At 71.6% G+C, this 19,662-nt stretch carries 21 protein-coding genes; 15 read left to right on the top strand and 6 right to left on the bottom strand.

Going from position 1 to position 19,662, the window contains the following annotated elements:
• Nucleotides 1-2: 2 nt before the first annotated feature.
• The 5 genes from AC07FJ_RS27085 to AC07FJ_RS27065 form a co-directional block, all read right to left on the bottom strand.
• Nucleotides 3-767: a succinate dehydrogenase iron-sulfur subunit gene (locus AC07FJ_RS27085; RefSeq protein WP_361420972.1), complete on the bottom strand. Its 765-nt coding sequence runs from the start codon at nt 765-767 to the stop codon at nt 3-5.
• Entirely contained in the window at nt 767-2,521 is a 1,755-nt protein-coding gene (gene sdhA / locus AC07FJ_RS27080) for a succinate dehydrogenase flavoprotein subunit (RefSeq protein ID WP_361420969.1), read from the bottom strand. The genes AC07FJ_RS27085 and sdhA overlap by 1 nt, the downstream gene beginning before the upstream one ends.
• A gap of 22 nt (nt 2,522-2,543) precedes the next feature.
• Nucleotides 2,544-3,023 (bottom strand): succinate dehydrogenase hydrophobic membrane anchor subunit, encoded by a 480-nt coding sequence (locus AC07FJ_RS27075; RefSeq protein ID WP_361420966.1) that lies wholly within the window; start codon nt 3,021-3,023, stop codon nt 2,544-2,546.
• An 8-nt stretch (nt 3,024-3,031) separates the two neighbouring features.
• Nucleotides 3,032-3,412, bottom strand: a complete 381-nt coding sequence (gene sdhC / locus AC07FJ_RS27070) for a succinate dehydrogenase, cytochrome b556 subunit (RefSeq protein WP_361420963.1) — start codon at nt 3,410-3,412, stop codon at nt 3,032-3,034.
• Between the two features lie 146 nt (nt 3,413-3,558).
• Nucleotides 3,559-4,116: a 2-oxo-4-hydroxy-4-carboxy-5-ureidoimidazoline decarboxylase gene (locus tag AC07FJ_RS27065; protein WP_479051905.1), complete on the bottom strand. Its 558-nt coding sequence runs from the start codon at nt 4,114-4,116 to the stop codon at nt 3,559-3,561.
• Between the two features lie 703 nt (nt 4,117-4,819).
• On the opposite strand from AC07FJ_RS27065, the gene AC07FJ_RS27060 reads away from it, so the two are divergent.
• From AC07FJ_RS27060 to AC07FJ_RS27000, 13 genes are all read left to right on the top strand, one after another.
• The gene (locus AC07FJ_RS27060) at nt 4,820-6,427 is read left to right on the top strand and encodes a beta-N-acetylhexosaminidase (protein WP_479051904.1); all 1,608 of its coding nucleotides are present in this window, start codon (nt 4,820-4,822) and stop codon (nt 6,425-6,427) included.
• Between the two features lie 64 nt (nt 6,428-6,491).
• A complete protein-coding gene (locus tag AC07FJ_RS27055; protein WP_479051902.1) occupies nt 6,492-7,166 on the top strand; it encodes a DUF4328 domain-containing protein in 675 nt (224 codons plus the stop codon).
• Between the two features lie 110 nt (nt 7,167-7,276).
• The gene (locus AC07FJ_RS27050) at nt 7,277-7,861 is read left to right on the top strand and encodes a hypothetical protein (RefSeq protein WP_479051901.1); all 585 of its coding nucleotides are present in this window, start codon (nt 7,277-7,279) and stop codon (nt 7,859-7,861) included.
• 121 nt (nt 7,862-7,982) lie between these two features.
• Nucleotides 7,983-9,077: a hypothetical protein gene (locus AC07FJ_RS27045; protein WP_479051900.1), complete on the top strand. Its 1,095-nt coding sequence runs from the start codon at nt 7,983-7,985 to the stop codon at nt 9,075-9,077.
• Between the two features lie 67 nt (nt 9,078-9,144).
• Nucleotides 9,145-9,456 (top strand): hypothetical protein, encoded by a 312-nt coding sequence (locus AC07FJ_RS27040; RefSeq protein WP_479051899.1) that lies wholly within the window; start codon nt 9,145-9,147, stop codon nt 9,454-9,456.
• A 116-nt stretch (nt 9,457-9,572) separates the two neighbouring features.
• Nucleotides 9,573-10,397 carry a helix-turn-helix domain-containing protein gene (locus AC07FJ_RS27035; RefSeq protein ID WP_479051897.1) on the top strand — a complete coding sequence of 275 codons (825 nt, stop codon included), beginning with the start codon at nt 9,573-9,575 and terminating at the stop codon, nt 10,395-10,397.
• On the top strand, nt 10,394-10,639 hold the full coding sequence (locus AC07FJ_RS27030; protein ID WP_479051896.1) for a DUF397 domain-containing protein: 246 nt from the start codon (nt 10,394-10,396) through the stop codon (nt 10,637-10,639). The genes AC07FJ_RS27035 and AC07FJ_RS27030 overlap by 4 nt, the downstream gene beginning before the upstream one ends.
• A gap of 99 nt (nt 10,640-10,738) precedes the next feature.
• Entirely contained in the window at nt 10,739-11,206 is a 468-nt protein-coding gene (locus AC07FJ_RS27025) for a hypothetical protein (RefSeq protein WP_479051895.1), read from the top strand.
• 31 nt (nt 11,207-11,237) lie between these two features.
• A complete protein-coding gene (locus AC07FJ_RS27020; RefSeq protein WP_361420937.1) occupies nt 11,238-11,807 on the top strand; it encodes an RNA polymerase sigma factor in 570 nt (189 codons plus the stop codon).
• Nucleotides 11,804-12,553 (top strand): hypothetical protein, encoded by a 750-nt coding sequence (locus AC07FJ_RS27015; protein ID WP_479051894.1) that lies wholly within the window; start codon nt 11,804-11,806, stop codon nt 12,551-12,553. The genes AC07FJ_RS27020 and AC07FJ_RS27015 overlap by 4 nt, the downstream gene beginning before the upstream one ends.
• 161 nt (nt 12,554-12,714) lie before the next feature.
• Complete coding sequence (locus tag AC07FJ_RS27010) at nt 12,715-13,236, top strand: hypothetical protein (protein WP_479051893.1); 522 nt, start codon at nt 12,715-12,717, stop codon at nt 13,234-13,236.
• A 276-nt stretch (nt 13,237-13,512) separates the two neighbouring features.
• Nucleotides 13,513-14,175 carry an RNA polymerase sigma factor gene (locus AC07FJ_RS27005; protein WP_479052128.1) on the top strand — a complete coding sequence of 221 codons (663 nt, stop codon included), beginning with the start codon at nt 13,513-13,515 and terminating at the stop codon, nt 14,173-14,175.
• On the top strand, nt 14,175-15,374 hold the full coding sequence (locus AC07FJ_RS27000) for a hypothetical protein (RefSeq protein ID WP_479051892.1): 1,200 nt from the start codon (nt 14,175-14,177) through the stop codon (nt 15,372-15,374). Before AC07FJ_RS27005 ends, AC07FJ_RS27000 begins: the two co-directional genes overlap by 1 nt.
• Nucleotides 15,375-15,587: 213 nt before the next feature.
• Here AC07FJ_RS27000 and AC07FJ_RS26995 read toward each other — a convergent pair whose 3' ends face one another.
• Nucleotides 15,588-16,460: a L,D-transpeptidase family protein gene (locus AC07FJ_RS26995; RefSeq protein WP_479051890.1), complete on the bottom strand. Its 873-nt coding sequence runs from the start codon at nt 16,458-16,460 to the stop codon at nt 15,588-15,590.
• A gap of 187 nt (nt 16,461-16,647) precedes the next feature.
• Between AC07FJ_RS26995 and AC07FJ_RS26990 the strand changes: the two genes are divergently transcribed.
• Both AC07FJ_RS26990 and AC07FJ_RS26985 read left to right on the top strand, forming a co-directional pair.
• The gene (locus AC07FJ_RS26990) at nt 16,648-18,228 is read left to right on the top strand and encodes an acyl-CoA mutase large subunit family protein (RefSeq protein WP_361420923.1); all 1,581 of its coding nucleotides are present in this window, start codon (nt 16,648-16,650) and stop codon (nt 18,226-18,228) included.
• Between the two features lie 638 nt (nt 18,229-18,866).
• On the top strand, nt 18,867-19,565 hold the full coding sequence (locus tag AC07FJ_RS26985; RefSeq protein WP_479051889.1) for a DUF2637 domain-containing protein: 699 nt from the start codon (nt 18,867-18,869) through the stop codon (nt 19,563-19,565).
• Nucleotides 19,566-19,662: the final 97 nt, after the last annotated feature.

The raw sequence follows: 19,662 nt of genomic DNA, 5'->3' as shown, positions 1-19,662 counted from the left end.
GGTCAGAAGCGACGCGTGATCAGCGCGCGCTTGACTTCCTGGATCGCCTTGGTGATCTCGATACCGCGCGGGCAGGCCTCCGTGCAGTTGAACGTGGTGCGGCAGCGCCACACGCCGTCCTTGTCGTTGAGGATCTCCAGCCGCTGCTCCCCGGCCTCGTCACGCGAGTCGAAGATGAAGCGGTGCGCGTTGACGATCGCGGCCGGACCGAAGTACTGGCCGTCGTTCCAGAACACCGGGCAGGACGACGTGCACGCGGCGCACAGGATGCACTTGGTCGTGTCGTCGAACCGCTCGCGGTCCTCGGCGGACTGGATCCGCTCACGCGTCGGCTCGTTGCCCTTGGTGACCAGGAACGGCATCACGTCGCGGTACGCCTGGAAGAACGGCTCCATGTCCACGACCAGGTCCTTGAGGACCGTCAGGCCCTTGATGGCCTCGATCGTGATGGGCTTCTCCGGGTTGATGTCCTTGATCAGCGTCTTGCAGGCGAGCCTGTTCTTGCCGTTGATCCGCATCGCGTCGGAGCCGCAGATGCCGTGCGCGCAGGAGCGCCGGAAGGTGAGCGAGCCGTCGACGTCCCACTTGATCTTGTGGAGACCGTCGAGCACGCGCTCCTTCGGGTCGATCTCGATCTGGAAGTCCTGCCACTGCGCCTCGTCGGAGATCTCCGGGTTGAAGCGGCGGATCCGGAAAGTGACCGTGATGTACGGCGAGGCGGCCGACTTGGCCACCGCCTCGTCCTTGTCCATGACGGGGGTAGCCATCAGTACTTACGCTCCATCGGCTGGTAGCGGGTCTGGACGACCGGCTTGTAGTCGAGGCGGACGGTCTCGGTGCCGTCGTCGCCGACCTCGCGGTACGCCATGGTGTGGCGCATGAAGTTGACGTCGTCGCGGTTCGGGTAGTCCTCGCGGTAGTGACCGCCGCGCGACTCCTTGCGGGCCAGGGCGGACACGGCCATGACCTCGGCCAGGTCGAGCAGGTTGCCCAGCTCGATGGCCTCCAGCAGGTCGGTGTTGTACCGCTTGCCCTTGTCCTGGATCGCCACGTTCCGGTACCGCTCGCGCAGCTCCGCGATCTTCTCGACCGCGGTCTTGATCGTCTGCTCGGTGCGGAACACCATCACGTTGGCGTCCATCGTCTCCTGGAGCTCCTTGCGGAGTACGGAGACCCGCTCGGTGCCGGTGGAGTTGCGCAGCCGCTCGACCTGCTCCTGGACGAAGGAGGCGGGGTCGTCCGGCAGCTCGACGTAGTCGGCCTTCGCCGAGTACTCGGCGGCGGCGATGCCCGCCCGCTTGCCGAAGACGTTGATGTCGAGCAGCGAGTTGGTGCCCAGGCGGTTGGCGCCGTGCACCGACACGCACGCGACCTCGCCGGCCGCGTACAGGCCCGGCACGACGGTGGTGTTGTCGCTGAGGACCTCACCCATCACGTTGGTCGGGATGCCGCCCATGGCGTAGTGCGCGGTGGGCTGGATCGGGATCGGGTCCGTGTACGGCTCGATGCCGAGGTACGTACGCGCGAACTCGGTGATGTCCGGGAGCTTGGCGTCCAGCTGCTCCGGCGGCAGGTGCGTCAGGTCCAGGTAGACGTGGTCGCCCTCGGGGCCGCAGCCGCGGCCCTCGCGGATCTCCGTGTAGATGGACCGGGACACGACGTCACGCGACGCCAGGTCCTTCATGACGGGCGCGTACTTCTCCATGAAGCGCTCGCCGTCCTTGTTGCGCAGGATGCCGCCCTCACCGCGGGCGCCCTCCGTGAGCAGGATGCCCATGCGCCAGATGCCCGTCGGGTGGAACTGGAAGAACTCCATGTCCTCCAGCGGGATGCCACGGCGGTAGCAGGCGGCCTGGCCGTCACCGGTCAGGGTGTGCGCGTTGGACGTCACCTTGAAGAACTTGCCGGTGCCGCCGGACGCGTAGATCACGGCCTTCGCCTGGAAGACGTGGATCTCGCCGGTGGCCAGCTCGTAGGCGACCACACCGGCGGACTTCTTGACGCCGTCGACCTCGGTGATCAGCTGGTCCAGGACGTAGAACTCGTTGAAGAACTCCACGCCCTCCTTGACGCAGTTCTGGTACAGCGTCTGGAGGATCATGTGGCCGGTGCGGTCCGCGGCGTAGCAGGACCGGCGGACCGGGGCCTCGCCGTGGTTGCGGGAGTGGCCGCCGAAGCGGCGCTGGTCGATGGTGCCGTCCGGGGTGCGGTTGAACGGCAGGCCCATCTTCTCCAGGTCGAGGACGGCGTCGATGGCCTCCTTCGCCAGGATCTCGGCGGCGTCCTGGTCGACCAGGTAGTCACCGCCCTTGACCGTGTCGAAGGTGTGCCACTCCCAGTTGTCCTCCTCCACGTTCGCCAGCGCGGCGGCCATGCCGCCCTGCGCGGCGCCCGTGTGGGAGCGGGTCGGGTAGAGCTTCGTCAGCACGGCGGTACGGCTGCGCTTCGTCGCCTCGATGGCGGCGCGCATGCCCGCGCCGCCGGCGCCGACGATGACGGTGTCGTACTTGTGGATCTTCATGCGGATTTCCTCAGCCCCGTGCCTAGCGGATGTTCGGGTCGAAGGTGAAGATCACCAGCGTGCCCAGAAGGATGGTGAACACCGTGGCGGTGTACAGCAGGCCCTTGAGCCACAGGCGCGTGTTCGGGCGCTCGGCGTAGTCGTTGATCACGGTACGCAGGCCGTTGGCGCCGTGCAGCATCGCCAGCCACAGCATCAGCAGGTCCCAGACCTGCCAGAACGGGGACGCCCAGCGGCCGGCCACGAAGGCGAAGCCGATCTTGGAGACGCCGCCGTCCAGCACCAGCTGGATCAGCAGGTGGCCGATGACGAGGACGACGAGGACCACGCCGGACAGGCGCATGAAGAGCCACGCGGCCATCTCGAAGTTGCCGCGCGTCGACTTCGGCGTCTTCGTGGTGCGCTTGCGCGGCGGCTCGATGAGCGGGGCGGGGTGGTCGACGTCGTAGAGGCTCACGCCCTCGACGGGACCGACCGCGGACTTGGTCAGATCAGTGGACATCTCTGGCGTCAGCTCCCGAACAGTTCACGTGCGGCGTGGCCGAGGACGGGGTAGATGGCGCCCGCCATCAGCACCACCCAGACGACCATCACGGTCCAGAGCATGTGCTTCTGGTAGCGGGTGCCCTTGGACCAGAAGTCCACGGCGATGACGCGGAGACCATTGAGCGCGTGGAAGAGGATGGCCGCGACGAGGCCGTACTCCAGCAGCGCGACGAGCGGCGTCTTGTACGTGGCGACGACATCGTCGTAGGCCTCGGGCGAGACGCGGACGAGAGCGGTGTCCAGTACGTGTACGAACAGGAAGAAGAAGATGAGGACGCCGGTGACTCGATGAGCCACCCACGACCACATGCCTTCCCGGCCGCGGTACAGCGTTCCAGCCGGCACGGAAAAACCCTCCGGGAGCGGGATTGGGGCCGGCCGGCTTCTCTGTCGGTCTGGCCCGGCCGGGTACGGTCCACCGGCCCCGGTCATCGTAGCGACGCTTTGTCGGTTCGCTCGCGCGGGGTCCGCCAGTGTGATCAAACAGGCAATCAAACGAGCACGTACGGGCTACCCGGGCGCCCACAATCCGCCACAAGGCGGGACAATCTGGCGCGAGCCAGACGGCGCAGCTCGTCGGCGGCGACGGCGCGCTCCTCGTCGGGCGCGTGGCCCAGCCGGCAGCGGATTCCGGCCAGCACCTGGTCGACGTGCTCCTCGGGGCGGTAGCCGTCCAGGCAGATCACGAAGGCGTGCCCGAAACGCTGCTCGTACGCGGCGTGGGCGGCCTCCAGGGCGGTGTGCGCGGCCGCGGGCGTGCCGGGCGGCAGCACGGGCGGGGCCTCGTCGGCGAGCGCCTCGACCAGGTCGGCGGCCGACAGGTCGTACCCAGCCTCGTCCGCGGCGGCGAGCAGCGCGTCGAGCGTGGGGTACGGCCGGTGCGCCGCGACCCGCCGCCCCCAGCGGGGGCTGCCGCAGCAGGCGAGCAGCGCGGCCTCGGCGTCCCGGCGCGGGGCGGCGTTGAACCGGGCGAGCCCGTCGGCCGCGGGGCGTGCGCCGGGTATGGCGAGCGGCCGTTTCGGGGTGCCTGCGGTGGATTCGGCGGCCATCGTGGGCTCCTCGAACGGGGCAGGTGTGAGGGGTGGTCACAACGTTACACAGGGTGAGCGGGAGGTGTCCGAGAGATGCAAGAACTTCACCCGGACGGGAGAGTTTCCGTGGAGATGCTGGACGAATGCGACAGGAGATGGTCGCGTGAGCGGCGTGACTCGGCACCTGACGTGGCCCTCGACGGACGCTTCCGGCGGCGGCGCGGCCGCTGACCTGACGGCCCCCGCCGGCAGGGGCGGGACCCGGCGTCCGCCCGGCGCCCCGCCCGCCGTCGCGGGCGCGTCCCGCCGCGGCGCGGCAGCCGGCCCGGCGCACGGTGCGCCGCCCGGCAGCTCGGCCGGCTCCCGACGCGTGTCGGGCGGGGACCGGGGCGGCGCGGGCGGCGACCCGGGCGGTTCGGGCGGCCACCCGGGCGGTTCGGGCGGTCGCGGTGGCTCCGGCGGTTCCGGTACTCCCGGTGGCTCCGGTGGCTCCGGTGGTCGCGGTGGCCTTGGTGGTCGCGGTGGCTCCGGTGGTCGCGGTGGCTTTGGTGGTCCCGGTGGTCGCGGTGGCTCCGGCGGTTCCGGAACTACCGGTGGCTCCGGCGGTTCCGGCGGTTCCGGTGGTCCCGGTGGTCGCGGTGGCTCGGGTGGCTCTGGTCCTTCCGGTGGTTCCCGTACTCCAGGTACGGCCCTCGGGCGTGGCGCGCGCCGTGACGGGCGGGTGCCGCGCTGGGGGGCGGGGCTGGTCGGGGTGGTCGTCGTGGCGCTCGCCCTCGGGGGGTGCGCGGACGGCGACGGCGGGGCCGCCAGCACCACCGGGGCCACCCGGGCGCAGCCCGGGACCCCGACACCCCCGAAGTCGAGGACCCCGTCGCCCTCACCCACCCCCACGCGGAGCTACCCGCTCTCCTCCGAGCCCCGCACCATCCCCGCCGTACGCGACCACGAGCCCGCGCGCGGCCCCGGCTGGAAGCCCCGGGCCGGGAGCGCGGTCGTCGTCGCGCGCGGCAGCGGCGTCCTCGCCGACGAGGCGCGGCTCCTCGCCGGCGAGCTCAAGGTGGAGTACCGGGGCGAGGTGGCGGCCCGCGCCGGGGACGTCGAGCTGGCGCTGCGTTCCGGGCAGAGCGGCGGCGCCGAGTCGTACACGCTCACCGCGCGCGACGACCGCGTACGGATCAGCGGGCCCGACGAGGCGGGTGTCTTCTACGGCACGCGGACCCTGAAGCAGGCGCTGCGTTCCGGCGGGTCCGTGCCGGAGGGCGTCATCCGCGACCGGCCCGGCAAGCCGCAGCGCGGCCTCATGGTCGACATCGCCCGCAAGCACTTCAGCGCCGCGTGGATCGAGGCGCGGCTGCGCGAGATGGCGGACCTCAAGCTGAACCAGCTGGGCCTGCACTTCTCCGACGACCAGGCGTTCCGCATCGAGTCGTCCTCGCACCCCGAGGTGGTCGCCCGCGAGCACCTCACCAAGGCCGAGGTGCGGCGTATCGTTTCGCTCGCCCGGAGCCTGCACATCGAGGTCGTGCCCGAGATCGACTCGCCCGGCCACCTCGGCGCGGTCATCGCCGCCCACCCCTCGCTCCAACTGCGCAGCGCGCAGGGCTCGACGCCGCGCGGCGCGGTCGACATCGCCAACCCGGCCGCCGCCCGCATCGTCGACGAGCTGCTGCGCGAGTACGCGGGGCTGTTCCCGGGCGCGTACTGGCACCTCGGCGCCGACGAGTACGTGGCGCTGATGGCGCGGAACCCCGAGGCGTCCTACCCGGGCCTCGCCGCCGAGGCCCGCCGCAAGTACGGCGCGAACGCGCGCGTGCGGGACCTCGCCACCGGCTGGCTCAACGACCGGGCGGCGGTGGTGCGGCCCACCGGCAAGCGGATGCGTGCCTGGAACGACGGCTTCTTCCCCGGCGGCACGGTGACGCCCGCCAAGGACGTCGACGTCGCCTACTGGACGGGCAAGGAGATCGGCGCACGCCCGCCGGTCGAGTACCTCCAGGAGGGCCGCCGGCTGATCAACTACAACGACGAGTACCTCTATTACGTCCTCGGCGAGCCGAACCAGTTCACGTACCCCACCGGCAGCCGCATCTACCAGGAGTGGACCCCGCTCGTCGTCCGCGGCACCACCCCCGTCCCGGCGCGCTACGCCGGCCAGATCCTCGGCGGCAGCTTCGCCGTCTGGTGCGACCTCGCGAACGCGCAGACCGCCGACCAGGTGGCGGCCGGCATCCGCATGCCGCTGCGCGCGACCGCCCAGAAGCTCTGGGACCCCGACAAACCCCCGCTGACCTGGGAGGCTTTCAGGACCCTGGCGGGCAGGCTGGGCTGACGGACGCTTAAGGTGCGGTGCGCCCCCGGATCGGGGGCGCGCGTTCCGTACCCCGGGGGTCCGCGTGTCCGTCCTTCGTTCGCCCATCGGCCTGAGCCGGGCCGTCGTCGCACTGCTCGGCGTGGTGATCGCCGTCGACTGCTACGCCCTGTACGCCGATCTCGAAGTGCGCCGCCTGATGCAGGGGCAGGTGGCCGCCGGGCAACCGCGCGCCACCGTGGAGGGCGTGGGGGCCGACGTCCTGATGAGCGGGGCGGGTGTGCTGGAGTCGCTGTCCTTCCTCGCCACCGCCGTGGTCTTCATCCTCTGGTTCCACCGGGTGCGGGTGAACGCCGGTGCGTTCGCGCCGGACATGTTCGGCAGCGGCCCCGGCTGGGCGATCGGTGCCTGGTTCATCCCCATCGCCCACGTCGTCATTCCCTGCAAGATCGCCCGCCAGACCTGGCGGGCGAGCCGTCGCGACCCGTACGCCGCGTACGGGAAGGGCGAGCGGCCCACCATTGTCATGGGGTGGTGGCTGGTGTGGCTGTTCTCGGGGTTCGTCGACGCCCTCGCGACCAGGGCGTACGACGACGCCGACCGGGCCTCGGAGTTCGTGACCGCGTGCGAGGCGCTGGCCGTCTCCGAGGTCACGGACGCCGTGGCGGCGGTCCTCGCCATCGTCGTCGTACGCCGCCTGACGGCGATGCAGGACGCGAAGGCGCAGTACGGACCCGTGCTCGCGCCGGCCGCCGTGTAGCCGTATGGGTGCGGTTGCGGAAACGATCTTTCGCGTACACCGCGAGTGACGATTTCCGGACGGGCGGCGCAGTAAGGGGAGTACCGCGACCGCGACGGGAGACGACCCCCATGAGTACTCACCCGAGCACGAACACGAGCACGACCCCCTCCCTGGTGGAGCTGATGGCGCGCGCCGACGAGCGCGCGCTCGCCGGGTCCGCGCTGGCCTGCCTCGACCGCTGCCTCCCCCTCCTCGCCCCGGCGCCCTCCGCCGAGGTCCTCCGCTCCCTGTGGGCCGCCGTCGCGCGCGGTGAGGACGGCTGGGACCGCCGGCTCGCCGAGGCCCGGCAGGCCGTGGCGGAGGGCGGCGCCCCCACGGACGCGACCGGAGCGCTCGTACGGACGATGCTCGACGACGCGCCCTCGGAGTGGTCGCGGACACCGCTCCACGCGTGGGCCGACGCCTGCTCCCGCACGGCGCTCGCCCTCCACCAGGACCTGGAACCCGCCTCCACCGGCGCGCCGGAGCGCTACCGCGCGGGCGAGACCGACGGTGCGGGACCCCTGGTCAGCGGCGAACTGCGGCGGCAAGCCCGGGTGTTGGAGACGATCGCGGCCGGTGGTCCGGGCGGGCTGCGCCTCGCCCGGGACATGTCGGCCGAGGGGCAGCGGGTGCTGCGTGCGGTCGTCTCCCGCCGCGCGCGGACCGCGTAGAAATCGGTTGAACGGGGCAACTCTTTGGCCGCATGGTGAGTCTTCTGGGTGATCACAGGGTGATCGCACTGACGAGGAGTTCATCATTTCAGTCATACGCAAGTCCCTGACCGTCACGGCCGTGGCCACCGCCGTGCTGGCGGGCGTCACCGCCTGCGGCACGGTGGAGCAGCTCTCCGCCGGACAGAAGCTCGACAAGGCCTTCGAGAAGCTCGGCAAGGAGAAGTCGCTCTCCTTCGAACTCGACCTGGACGCCGACGTCGCCACCCTGAAGGCGCTGGACGAGTCCTCCGACCCCGAGCCCGGTGAGGAGCCGCTGCCCGACGAGGCGGCGAAGCTGTTCAGCGGCGCGAAGGTCTCCTTCACCGTGGAGTCGAAGAAGCCGCTGGCCGAGTCCGCCGACGAGAAGGACCTCGTCGGCATGGCCATGAAGGTCAGCAACCCGGACGGCGACCTCGTCGAGTACCGGCTCGTCGGCGACTACGCCTACGTCCGCAGCGACACGAAGGCCCTCTCCAAGGCCTTCGGCGCGCCCATGCCGACCGTCGACGAGCTGCCCCCGGACGCTCCGGAGGCGCTCAAGCACGTGCTCGAAGGCAAGTGGGTGAAGATCAGCGCCAAGGAGATGAAGGAGGCGCAGTCCGAGCTGAACCCGGACACGGCCGGCAAGCCCTCCCCGCAGCCCTCCCTCGACGCCAAGACGGAGGAGAAGCTCCTGGAGGCCCTGCGCGGCGTCTTCGCCCGCGACGTGGACTTCAAGTCCTCCGGCGACAAGGACGGCACCGAGCACATCACCGCCGTGGCGCCCTTCCGCACGCTGGTGACCGACCTGGTCAACCAGGTCCGCAAGTTCGAGAAGGACCTGCCGCCGGGCATGCAGGAGCTGCCGACGGACAAGGAGCTCAAGGAACTTCCCAACGAGAAGGCCTCGGCCGACTTCACGCTCAAGAACGGCGAGCTGACCGAGGTGTACGTCGACCTCGCCAAGCTCGCGGAGAACGCCAAGGTCAAGAAGTTCGGCCTGGTGGTCAAGATGAGCTCGGGCGAGAAGCCGACGGCTCCCGCCGGAGCCACCGAGCTCAACGTCGACGAGGCGATGAGCGGCCTCCTCGGCGCCATGATGCAGGACGAGGAGTTCTCGGAGGAGGAGTTCCCCGAGGACTTCCCGGAGGAGGGCTTCACGGCGGAGGAGCTGCCCGAGGGCGGCACCGCGTAGGCCCGCTGATGCGGGGGACCCGTCGTACAGGTGGGACAGGCCCTGTACGGCGGGAGGTGCGACGCGCATGGCGCGGCGGCGGCGACTGGACCCCGTGGAGATCGTCGTCCGGGTCGGCGACACCGACCCCGACACGGGCGGGAACGAAGAGGCGTACCAGGAGTGGGTGTACCGCGCCCGCGAAGCCGGCTGGGACGTGGCCGAGTCCACCGGCTTCCGCGAGCCGCACGACGGCGGCACGGAATGCGGCCTCGTCGACGTGGAGGGACTCGCCTACCGCATCCACTACGGGCTGAGGGTGCGCGTGGACCTCGCCGAAGGGGAGCAGCCGGTGCTGGGGTACGCGGCGTGGGCCGAGCCCGTACGGGGCGACGACTGACCCGTACAGTCCGTGACTGTACGGGCGCGAAGAGTGGACGGGGTACGTCACGGTCTGTGAACATGGGTGACTCGCCACGGGGGTGGACACCGCGCGAACGACCCGGGGGTCACCGGATGACAGAGAGCACCACCGAACCCGAACCGTCCGAGAGTCTCAAGACCTTCGGCGCCGTACTCCAGGCCTTCCGCGAGAACAGGGGCCACACCCAGGAGTCGCTGGCGCCCCTCCTGGGCTACTCGGCGCACTACCTGGCCTCCGTCGAGCAGGGCAGACGCTTCCCGACCCGGCAGTTCGTGGACAAGGCCGAGGAGGTCCTCGAAGCCTTCGGCGCGCTGCGCAAGGCGTACCGGCACCTCACCCGGAAGCCGGGCCTCGCGGTCTGGTTCCGCAAGTGGGCGCTGCTGGAGGCGTCGGCGCTGAGCCTGGACACGTACGAACCGAGGGTCGTGCCGGGGCTGTTGCAGACGGAGGCGTACGCGCGGGTGCTGTTCCGCGGGCAGCTGCCGCCGCTGAGCGACGAGCAGATCGAGGCGCAGCTCGCGGCCCGGCTGGAGCGCCAGGCCCTGCTGCGGGACCGGCCGAACACGGCGTACAGCTTCATCATCGAGGAGCACCTCTTCCGCCACGAGGTGGGCGGGGCGGAGGTGACGCGGGAGCTGCTGGACCATGTGCTGGAGGTGACGGAGCTTCGGAACGTGGACCTGCAGGTGCTGCCGCTGGCGCGGGGGCATCACGTGGGGTTGGATGGGCCGATAAGGCTTGCAGAGACGCCTGAGCACCAGTGGCTGGCGTACTGCGAAGGGCAGCGAACCGGGCAGTTCATCGCCGACCCGAAAGAAATCAGCGTGCTGCAGATGCGCTATGGGAAACTGCGGTCGCAGGCCCTCACCCCTGAGGATTCCAGGGGCCTGTTGACGCGACTGCGAGGAGCGCTATGAGCACCAACGAACTCGTCTGGTTCAAGAGCAGCTACAGCGGCGGTGACGGCGACGACTGCGTCGAGGTCGCCCTCTCCTGGCACAAGTCCAGCTACAGCGGCGGTAACGGCGACAGCTGCGTCGAGGTCGCCGCCTGCCCCTCCACCATCCACGTCCGCGACTCCAAGGTCCCCTCCGGCCCCCAGCTCGCCCTGACGCCCGGCGCCTGGTCCTCCTTCGTCTCGTACGCGACCACGCGCTGACGTCCGGCCCGTCGCCCACCGCCGTCCACCCGCCGGGTGGGCGGCGGTGGTGCGTGCTGCCCGTGTGACGCTTCCGCCCCCGCCGTCGCTTGGTCTCACATGCAGGGAGACTTCAGCACACTGCCCGGCGCCCAGGACATCCGCGCCCACGTGGCGGGTTTCGTCGCGCGGCTGACCGCGCGCAACCGGCAGCTGCCGCTCGACTACAGCGTCGCCAGCCTGCGGCTCGTCGACTTCATGGTGGACGGGCTGCGGCGGGACCGGCCGGAGCGGGAGCGGGTCGAGGCGGTGCTGCGGGGGCTCGGGGCGTACACCGGCGAGGTCATCGTGCGCCGGGCCGGGGCGCGGTGGGTCGACTTCGACGCGCACCAGCGCGCGTACTTCGGGCAGCCCCTCGGCATCCGCATGCCCGACGGTCGGGTCTGGAACCCGCTCGGCAAGGTGGTGAACCGGTTCGAGGCCGGGCCGGAGGAGTCCGTGCAGCGGTTCTACCTGATGCTGCACGGCCGCCGGGCGGGCCGGAAGGTGGCCGCTGTGACACTTCCGGGCGCGCGCACGCAGAGCTAGGAGGGGGAACGGTCGGCACGAAGAGGGAAGTGTGGGGGCGTACGACGCGTACGACGCGGAGCTCGGTGCTGCCGTCGAGCGCGCCCAGCGCGGCGACGAGGACGCCTTCGCCCGGGCGTACCGGCTGGTCCACCCGGGACTGCTCGGTTACGTGCGCGGGCTCGTCGGCGACGACGCCGAGGACGTGGCCGCCGAGGCGTGGCTGGAGATCGCCCGCGACCTCGGGCGGTTCCGTGGCGACGGCGCCGGTTTCCGGGGCTGGACCGCGACGATCGCCCGTCACCGGGCGCTCGACCACCTGCGCAAGCAGCGGCGCAGCCCTCGCACGACGCTGATCGAGCAGGACGTACTGGACATGCCGGGCGGCCAGGACACGGCCGCCTCGGCGCTGGAGACCCTGTCGACCGAGCAGGCGCTCGCGCTGATCCGCGGCTTGCCGCGCGACCAGGCCGAAGCGGTCCTGCTGCGGGTCGTCGTGGGGCTCGACGGGCCCGCGACCGCGCGGGTCCTGGGCAAACGGCCGGGAGCGGTGCGCACCGCCGCGTACCGAGGACTGCGGAGACTCGCCGGGCGACTGGCGCAGGGCGGAGCAAGGCGATGAGACGGGAACCGGACGAGCCGCCGGAGGCGGCGGCAGCGCTGTGGGCGGCCGCCATGAGAGGCGACGACGCCGTCGATCCGGTCCGCGAGGAGCAGGCGCTTGCGGCCTTCCGTGCCGCGCGTGCCGCGGGTGGCCACGCACACGCACACGCCCACGGCGTCCGCGGGGCCCGGCGGCGTGACGACTGGCGGCCGGGCCGCACCGAGGTGCGGCGCCGCCGTTCGCTGCGGGCGGCGGCCATGGGCCTGGCGGCGACGGTGCTGCTGGGCGGGGTCGCGGTGGCCGCGCAGACGGGCGCGATCCGCGCGCCGTTCGGCGACGGCGACGGGGACGGCGGCCGTGGCGGCTCGGTGCCCCGGCCCTCGTCGGTGCCGACGGCCCCGCGCGAGGTGCCCGCGCCGCCGCTCACGGAGCAGAAGCCCGGGCGGTCGGGCGCGTCGCCCACACCGACGGTGGGTACGCCGGAGGCGACGCGCCCCGGCAAGACCCAGGAGGCCGGGGAGGACGGGGACCGGCCGACGACGGGCGACGACGAGCGGAAGGCGGGGCAGCCGCAGACCGAATCCGGGTCTGGAGCCGGGGCTGCGGCCGGGTCCGGGTCCGGGTCCGGAGCCGATACCGGGCCTGCGGCGAAGCCCGCCAAGGGCGCGGCGAGCGGCGGCGAGGGTACGGCCACCGGCGGCGACACCGGCGGCGAGAGCCGGAGCGGTGGGAAGCCGGCGAGCGGCGGCGGCAAGCGGTCGTGACGGCGGGCCGGCGGTGTGCGGTGCGGCGGATGAGCGACATGCCGCCGCCGCGGGCCCTCTCGCGGCCGTACGGTCCACGCGAGCACCGCCAATAGGCCGCGCACGCCGGGGTATTGGGGAGTGGCGGCGGTAAGCCGCTCATCCCTGAGGAGGTAGGTGCCGTGCACGCCTTCAAGCGCTGGCTCGACCGAAGCCTGATCGCGCAGGCGTTATTGATCTTTCTGGTGGGGGTGGGGATCCGGGCCGCGATGGACCGGGGCGAGCATCCGGTCTGGTGGGTGGTGCACGGCGTGCTGTACACCGCCATCGCGGTCGCGATCCTCGCCGTGCAGCGGCGCAAGACCGCCCGGGCGGTCGGCGCCGACCCGGGCGGGCTGGCCGAGCTCAACCGCAAGATCAGGCACCGGGAGGTGCCGACGGACCCCGGGGAGCGGGCGGCCATGCGCCGGCTGGTCGCCCAGCAACTGGGGCGGATGGAGCGCGCGGGCAGGTGGCTGCCGTACTGGCTGGGCTTCATGGGCCTGTTCGCGGTGGGCATGCTGGTTCTCGGCGCGGTCGGCGGTTCATGGGCATGGCCGCTGGTCTTCGCGATCGGCGTGATCGCGTTCTGCTGCTGGGTCCCCTGGATGCGCCGCCGGTCTCTCGGTGACCATCGCCACATGCGCTCCGCACTGCAGGACTAGGAAGAGCCCGAGAGCCGGAGAGCCGGAAAGACGGAGCGACGACCGGGGCCGCCACCCCCCACAGGAGAGGCCCCGGTCGCCGTCCACGGGTCCGCGGTACGGCCCCGTACTCCTATCAGCGCCACGCGTGCGGTTTCTGTCACACCCCGGTCTGTCAGTGTGATGTTGCAGGCTGTACAAGACATGGACGTAAAGCCGCAGGACCACGTAGCGTGCTGCTTCGCGCTGGGCGGAGCGGCGGTGGTGGCCGGCCGCGAAGACGAACGGGTTGTGGGAGTGCTGGGGGACGACGCGGAGCTGACCGCCGCGGTGCTCGCGGCGCAGGACGGGGACGAAGACGCCTTCCGGACTGTGTACCGCGCCGTGCACCCGCGGCTGCTCGGCTATATACGCACGCTGGTCGGAGACGCGGACGCGGAGGATGTGGCCTCCGAGTCCTGGCTCCAGATCGCGCGTGACCTCGACCGGTTCAGCGGCGACGCCGACCGCTTCCGCGGCTGGGCGGCGCGCATCGCCCGCAACCGCGCGCTCGACCACCTGCGGATGCGGGGGCGGCGCCCCGCCGTCGGCGGCGACGAAACGGAACTCACCGACAAACCGGCCGAGTCCGACACGGCGGATGAGGCCATGGAATCCCTGGCCACGGGCCACACCATGAACCTGATCTCCCAACTCCCGCAGGACCAGGCCGAGGCCGTCATCCTGCGTGTCGTCGTCGGACTGGACGCTAAAAGCGCGGCCAAGACCCTCGGCAAGCGCCCCGGCGCCGTCCGCACCGCCGCCCACCGCGGGCTCAAGCGACTGGCGGAGCTGATGGGCGCGGACGCGGACGCGGCTGCGCCGCTGGGGGCCGTACCGCCCCAACCGGGGCCGCACCGCGGGTCGGTGGCGCGTACGGGTGTGACGCATTGGCGCTCGCGGACGCAGAAGGACATGTGATGGCCGACGAGCGGGATGAGTGGCTCGATCAGGATGCGGCGGAGCGGCTGCTGCGTGGCGAACCGGTCGACCCTGTCGACGATCACGCGCGCGAGCAGGCCCGACGGCTGACCGAGGCACTGGAAGCGATACGGGCCGAGACGGTGGCTCCGGCGCCCCCGGCGCCGATCCCGGGGGAGGAGGCGGCGCTCGCCGCCTTCCGTGAGGCCCGGGCGGAGCGGATGGCGAAGTCCGCCGGCACGTCCGCCGCGTTCTCCTCCCCGTCCTCCCCGTCCTCCCCGTCCGCCAGGGCCGCCGGCGCCGACCTCGGGGCCGTACGGCTCAGGGCGCCGGCGCCGCGCAACCAGGTGCGGGGCCGCTGGACGCGGCCGCTGCGCTGGGGGCTGGCCGCGTCGGTGGCCGGGCTGGCCGTCGGCGGTGTGGCCGTCGCCGCGAGCACCGGCGTCCTGCCCGTCCTCGGCGACGACCGCAAGCCGCTGCCCGCCTCGTCGTCCGCCTCGGCGGCGACGCCCGGGCCGCTGACCCCCTCCGACGCGTCGGAGGACGGCGGTACGAGCGCGGGGCCGGGCTCGGCTTCACCCAGCGCACCCGGCGATCAGGGCGCAATACCGCCGTCCACGGGCGAGACGCCCCCGCCGTCCCTGCCGGGGTCTCCGGCACCGGAGGGGCCCGGCTCGGGCCGCGACAACGTTTCCGCGGGCAGCGGCGACGCTTCCGGCACCGGCGGCGCCGGAGCGGGCACCGGCGTCCCCGACGTCGGCGGTACGGTCGGTACCGGCGAGAAGGGCACCTGGTACGCGCGCACCGCACAGGCGTGCCACGACTACCGCCAGGGCCGGCTCGACAACGACAAGCGCCGGTATCTGGAGCTCGCGGCCAAGGGCGAGAGCGTCAAGAAGTTCTGCGACAAGGTACTGGGCACCGACACGCGCGGCCGCGAGGGCGGGACGGCGGGCGGCGGCGACGAGGACGCCGGCGACGGCGGGACCAGCGGCGGTCACGGCGGCGGCAAGGGTGGTGGCAAGCCCGGCGGCGGCAAGGGTGACGGTGCCGGCAAGGGTGACGGTGCCGGCAAGGGCGGCGGCAAAGGTGTCGGCAAGGGTGGTGGCAACGGCGGCAAGGGCCGCGCGGCCGCACCCGGCACGCCCCTCCCGGCGGTCCCGCTCATTGCCGTAGCGGCGCCGACTTCCACGCTCTGACCTGCGCTTTAAAAAAATTTCGGCGCGGGTGTGACGTTTTCGAGCCGCCCGGCGCAGTACTAAGTGAGCCGACTGGTCATCGGCAGCGCTAGAAGAGCCGGGGTTCCCCCCGTACCTACGGCTCAGCGCATATGGCGCGGGCGGGACACGTTCCCCCGGTCCCGCCCGCGCCCTCTCTCCCTCAGACCCTCCCGGGCCCGGTCCGGGTCCCGCTCACCAGTGGACGACGACCTTGTCGCCGACCTTCACCTGGTCGAAGAGCGCCGCGATCTTCCCCTTGTCCCGGACGTTGACGCAGCCGTGCGAGGCCCCGTTGTAGCCGCGCGCCGCGAAGTCCGAGGAGTAGTGCACCGCCTGGCCGCCGCTGAAGAACATCGCGTACGGCATCGGCGTGTGGTAGATCGTCGACTCCCAGTCCTTCGCCTTCCATCCGACGCTGAAGGTTCCCTCGCGGGTCGGCGTGTTCTCCGAGCCGAAGCGGACGTCCATCGCCGAGACGACCTTGCCGTCGATCATCCAGGCGAGGGTCCGGCTCTCCTTGCTGATGCACAGCACCCGGCCGGTCATGCAGCGCGCGTCCGGCGTGTCCAGCTCGTTCGTGGTCGGCGGGCGCAGCTCGTCGGCCGTCGGCTTGCGGGTCTGGGCGATCAGCTTGTTCCAGGTCGGCTCGTCGACCGAGCCGGTGGCGGGCAGACCGCGCTTGTCCTGGAACGCCGAGACCGCCTTGACGGTCATCGAGCCGTAGAAGGAGGTGGGGCTCCGGTCGAAGTGCCCAGCCTGGCGCAGACGCGCCTGGAGCTCGCGGACCTGCTCGCTCTCCGCCCCCTTCGCCATGATCACCTTGGGCTTCGGTGCCTGTGTCGCCGGTGAGGCGGACGGGGACGCCGGCGTGGACGGCGTGGACGGCGAGGGCGTGGAGCTCGCCGGCGGTGCCGACGGTGCGGACGGCGCGGACGGCGCTGTGGGCGAGGACGACGGCGCGGCGGCCCCCACCGCCTGCGCCGTGCACCCCGCGGCGGCCAGCGAGACGGCGGCGACGGCGGCCAGAGACGGCAGCGCTCTGCGTATGACGGACGTACGGTGCATGAAAGCCCCCCGGGAAGAACAGACGTGGCACCTACTTGATGCTTCCCGGGCGTGCTTGGTTGTGCACCGCGGCGCATGCTGTGAGCAAGGTCCCAGCGTGGGGCTCTCCACCGGCCGCACGCCCGCCGCTACAGTCCGTCGCGAGGGTCGGTTTACCTGCGAGTAGGTCTATCGGAAGGCACAGCACATGGCGCGCGAGTCGGAGTCGGGACTGCCCATCGAGCCGGTGTACGGGCCGGATGCGCTGGAGGGCTGGGACCCGGCGGAGAAGCTGGGGGAGCCGGGTTCGTACCCCTTCACGCGCGGTGTGTATCCGACGATGTACACGGGCCGGCCGTGGACGATGCGGCAGTACGCGGGTTTCGGTACGGCGGTCGAGTCCAACGCCCGGTACAAGCAGCTGATCGCCAACGGCACCATGGGGCTGTCGGTGGCGTTCGACCTGCCGACGCAGATGGGGCACGACTCGGACGCGGCGATCGCGCACGGCGAGGTCGGCAAGGTGGGCGTGGCGATCGACTCGATCGACGACATGCGGGTGCTGTTCGGCGGGATCCCGCTGGACAAGGTGTCCACGTCGATGACGATCAACGCCCCGGCCGCCCTGCTGCTGCTCCTCTACCAACTCGTCGGTGAGGAGCAGGGTGTTCCGGCGGACAAGCTGACGGGCACGATCCAGAACGACGTGCTCAAGGAGTACATCGCGCGGGGCACGTACATCTTCCCGCCGAAGCCGTCGCTGCGGCTGATCGCGGACATCTTCAAGTACTGCAAGGCCGAGATCCCGAAGTGGAACACGATCTCGATCTCCGGTTACCACATGGCGGAGGCGGGTGCCTCGCCCGCGCAGGAGATCGCCTTCACCCTCGCCGACGGCATCGAGTACGTCCGTACCGCCGTCGCCGCCGGGATGGACGTGGACGACTTCGCGCCGCGCCTGTCGTTCTTCTTCGTCGCGCGGACGACCATCCTCGAAGAGGTGGCGAAGTTCCGCGCCGCCCGCCGGATCTGGGCGCGGGTGATGCGCGAGGAGTTCGGCGCGAAGAACCCCAAGTCGATGATGCTGCGCTTCCACACGCAGACGGCCGGGGTGCAGCTGACCGCGCAGCAGCCGGAGGTGAACCTGGTCCGCGTGGCGGTGCAGGGCCTGGCGGCGGTCCTCGGCGGTACGCAGTCGCTGCACACCAACTCCTTCGACGAGGCGATCGCCCTGCCGACGGACAAGTCGGCCCGCCTCGCGCTGCGGACGCAGCAGGTCCTGGCGTACGAGACCGATGTGACCGCCACCGTCGACCCCTTCGCCGGGTCGTACGTCATCGAGAAGATGACCGACGAGGTCGAGGCGGCGACGCTGGAGCTGATGCGGAAGGTCGAGGACCTCGGCGGCGCGGTGAGCGCCATCGAGCACGGCTTCCAGAAGAACGAGATCGAGCGTTCGGCGTACCGCATCGCCCAGGAGACCGACTCCGGCGAGCGGGTCGTGGTCGGCGTGAACCGCTTCCAGCTCGACGAGGAGGAGCCGTACGAGCCCCTCCGCGTCGACCCGGCCATCGAGGCCCAGCAGGCGGAACGTCTCGCCAAGCTCCGCGCCGAGCGCGACCAGGCGGCCGTCGACGCGGCGCTCGCCGAGCTGAAGAAGGCGGCCGAGGGCACGGACAACGTCCTCTACCCGATGAAGGACGCGCTGAAGGCGCGGGCGACGGTGGGCGAGGTGTGCAACGCGCTGCGCGAGGTGTGGGGGACGTACGTCCCGTCCGACGCCTTCTGAGCCCGCCCGACGCGCTGCCGCGCGGAAAGGGAATACCAGGCGGGCCGGCCCGGCCGCGTGAGCCGGTCGTGTGATCTGGTCGTGTGATCCGGTCGCGTGAATGAAATTGTTTTCCTTCCAGATTCCCTTTCCGCGCTTTTCCGCTCCGAGGCGTGCACGAGTGAGACCGCCTTCGGTCACCGGTCTGTCCGAGACCCGCCACAGGGGCGATAAAAGCACCGCAGAAACACCCATATGCCCTAGGGATGTCACCCAGCCGCCGCGCACCTGGATCAAGATCCATGGCGTTAGGGCGAATATGACAACAGCGCATGTGTCCGCCCCGTTCTCCGGGCGCGGAACCGTTCGACCCACTCGTGCGGGAAAGTGGACGTACACGCCTCACTTCACCCCCTCCACCGGTCGGGAAAGCGCCACTTTGCACGACGGGAGCCGATGTATCGACCTGCGGTATTCCTCGGCGGTACTGGAGGAATTCCTGCGGACGATGAGCGGAATCCAGGCGGAGTTCGACCGTCGGGCGCGGGGCCGTGACGACTTCACGGTCCCCGCTCGGGAACGGACGGGCCAGGGCCGTCATGTATGAGCATTACGGCCGGGACGCACGTCGGCCCCTTGCACCGCTCGGCACGCTCGACATGGCGGACCTGGCATGGGACCCGGCGGAGGAACTCGCCTGCCTCCTCCAGGAGTCCACCGCACCGGACCCCCGGACCGCTCCGGGCCCCACCCCGTTTCCCGGCCCGGCCTCCGGCCCGGCTTCCGCCCCGGTTTCCGGGCCCGCTCCCGTCCCCGGTGCCGCCGACCGGCCCATGGAGCGCCTGGAGCAGATCACCGCCGAGCTGCCACCGGTGCGGCCTCCCCAGGCGAGCCACCGCCGCGTCCCCGCGAAGCGGCGCACGCTCACCCTGGTGCGGACCGCCAGCATCCTCACCGCCGCGCTCGCGGCCGTCATCGTGGCGATGGTCAGCGTCTACAGCGGAATGGTCGCCTACGACCCCCTGCGTCACGTCGCCGAACCCCACGCGTCCCACGGGGCGGTGGGCTGGTGGCCGCTGCTGGTCTACGGGCCCTGGATGGTCGCCTCCCTGTGCATCCTGCGCACCGCCCTCCACCGGCGCCGCGCGGCCCACTCCTGGTGCGTGGTCCTGCTCTTCTCGACCATCGCCATGCTGCTGTGCGTCGCCCAGGCCCCCAGAACCGTGCCGGACATCGCGACGGCCGCCCTGCCGTCGGTCGCCGCGCTCGCCTGCTTCCAGCAGCTGGTCCGCCAGATCACCCTGACGCGACCACCCCGCCAACGGGCGCCCCGGCACCGCAGCGCCGCCGGCGGGTGACCCTGGCACCGGGCTGACCTGGCACCGGGTTGACCTGGCACCCGGTTGACCTGGCGCCGGGTTGACCCTGACACCGTGTGAGGCTGTCCCGTAGGAG

The sequence above is a fragment of the Streptomyces sp. NPDC045998 genome (assembly GCF_056430285.1).
Note: the sequence above shows the minus strand (reverse complement) of the source record. Positions and strands in the feature narration are given on the sequence as shown.

What these genes read in the sequence shown, in the direction of transcription:
- AC07FJ_RS27030 (WP_479051896.1), top strand. Translation starts at nt 10,394, where the DNA reads ATGAGCACCAACGAACTCGTCTGGTTCAAGAGCAGCTACAGCGGCGGT.
- AC07FJ_RS27035 (WP_479051897.1), top strand. Translation starts at nt 9,573, where the DNA reads ATGACAGAGAGCACCACCGAACCCGAACCGTCCGAGAGTCTCAAGACC.
- sdhA (WP_361420969.1), bottom strand. Translation starts at nt 2,521, where the DNA reads ATGAAGATCCACAAGTACGACACCGTCATCGTCGGCGCCGGCGGCGCG.
- AC07FJ_RS27085 (WP_361420972.1), bottom strand. Translation starts at nt 767, where the DNA reads ATGGCTACCCCCGTCATGGACAAGGACGAGGCGGTGGCCAAGTCGGCC.
- AC07FJ_RS27075 (WP_361420966.1), bottom strand. Translation starts at nt 3,023, where the DNA reads ATGTCCACTGATCTGACCAAGTCCGCGGTCGGTCCCGTCGAGGGCGTG.
- AC07FJ_RS27065 (WP_479051905.1), bottom strand. Translation starts at nt 4,116, where the DNA reads ATGGCCGCCGAATCCACCGCAGGCACCCCGAAACGGCCGCTCGCCATA.
- AC07FJ_RS26985 (WP_479051889.1), top strand. Translation starts at nt 18,867, where the DNA reads ATGGCGGACCTGGCATGGGACCCGGCGGAGGAACTCGCCTGCCTCCTC.
- AC07FJ_RS27015 (WP_479051894.1), top strand. Translation starts at nt 11,804, where the DNA reads ATGAGACGGGAACCGGACGAGCCGCCGGAGGCGGCGGCAGCGCTGTGG.
- AC07FJ_RS27050 (WP_479051901.1), top strand. Translation starts at nt 7,277, where the DNA reads ATGAGTACTCACCCGAGCACGAACACGAGCACGACCCCCTCCCTGGTG.
- AC07FJ_RS26990 (WP_361420923.1), top strand. Translation starts at nt 16,648, where the DNA reads ATGGCGCGCGAGTCGGAGTCGGGACTGCCCATCGAGCCGGTGTACGGG.
- AC07FJ_RS27040 (WP_479051899.1), top strand. Translation starts at nt 9,145, where the DNA reads ATGGCGCGGCGGCGGCGACTGGACCCCGTGGAGATCGTCGTCCGGGTC.
- AC07FJ_RS27025 (WP_479051895.1), top strand. Translation starts at nt 10,739, where the DNA reads ATGCAGGGAGACTTCAGCACACTGCCCGGCGCCCAGGACATCCGCGCC.
- AC07FJ_RS26995 (WP_479051890.1), bottom strand. Translation starts at nt 16,460, where the DNA reads ATGCACCGTACGTCCGTCATACGCAGAGCGCTGCCGTCTCTGGCCGCC.
- AC07FJ_RS27000 (WP_479051892.1), top strand. Translation starts at nt 14,175, where the DNA reads ATGGCCGACGAGCGGGATGAGTGGCTCGATCAGGATGCGGCGGAGCGG.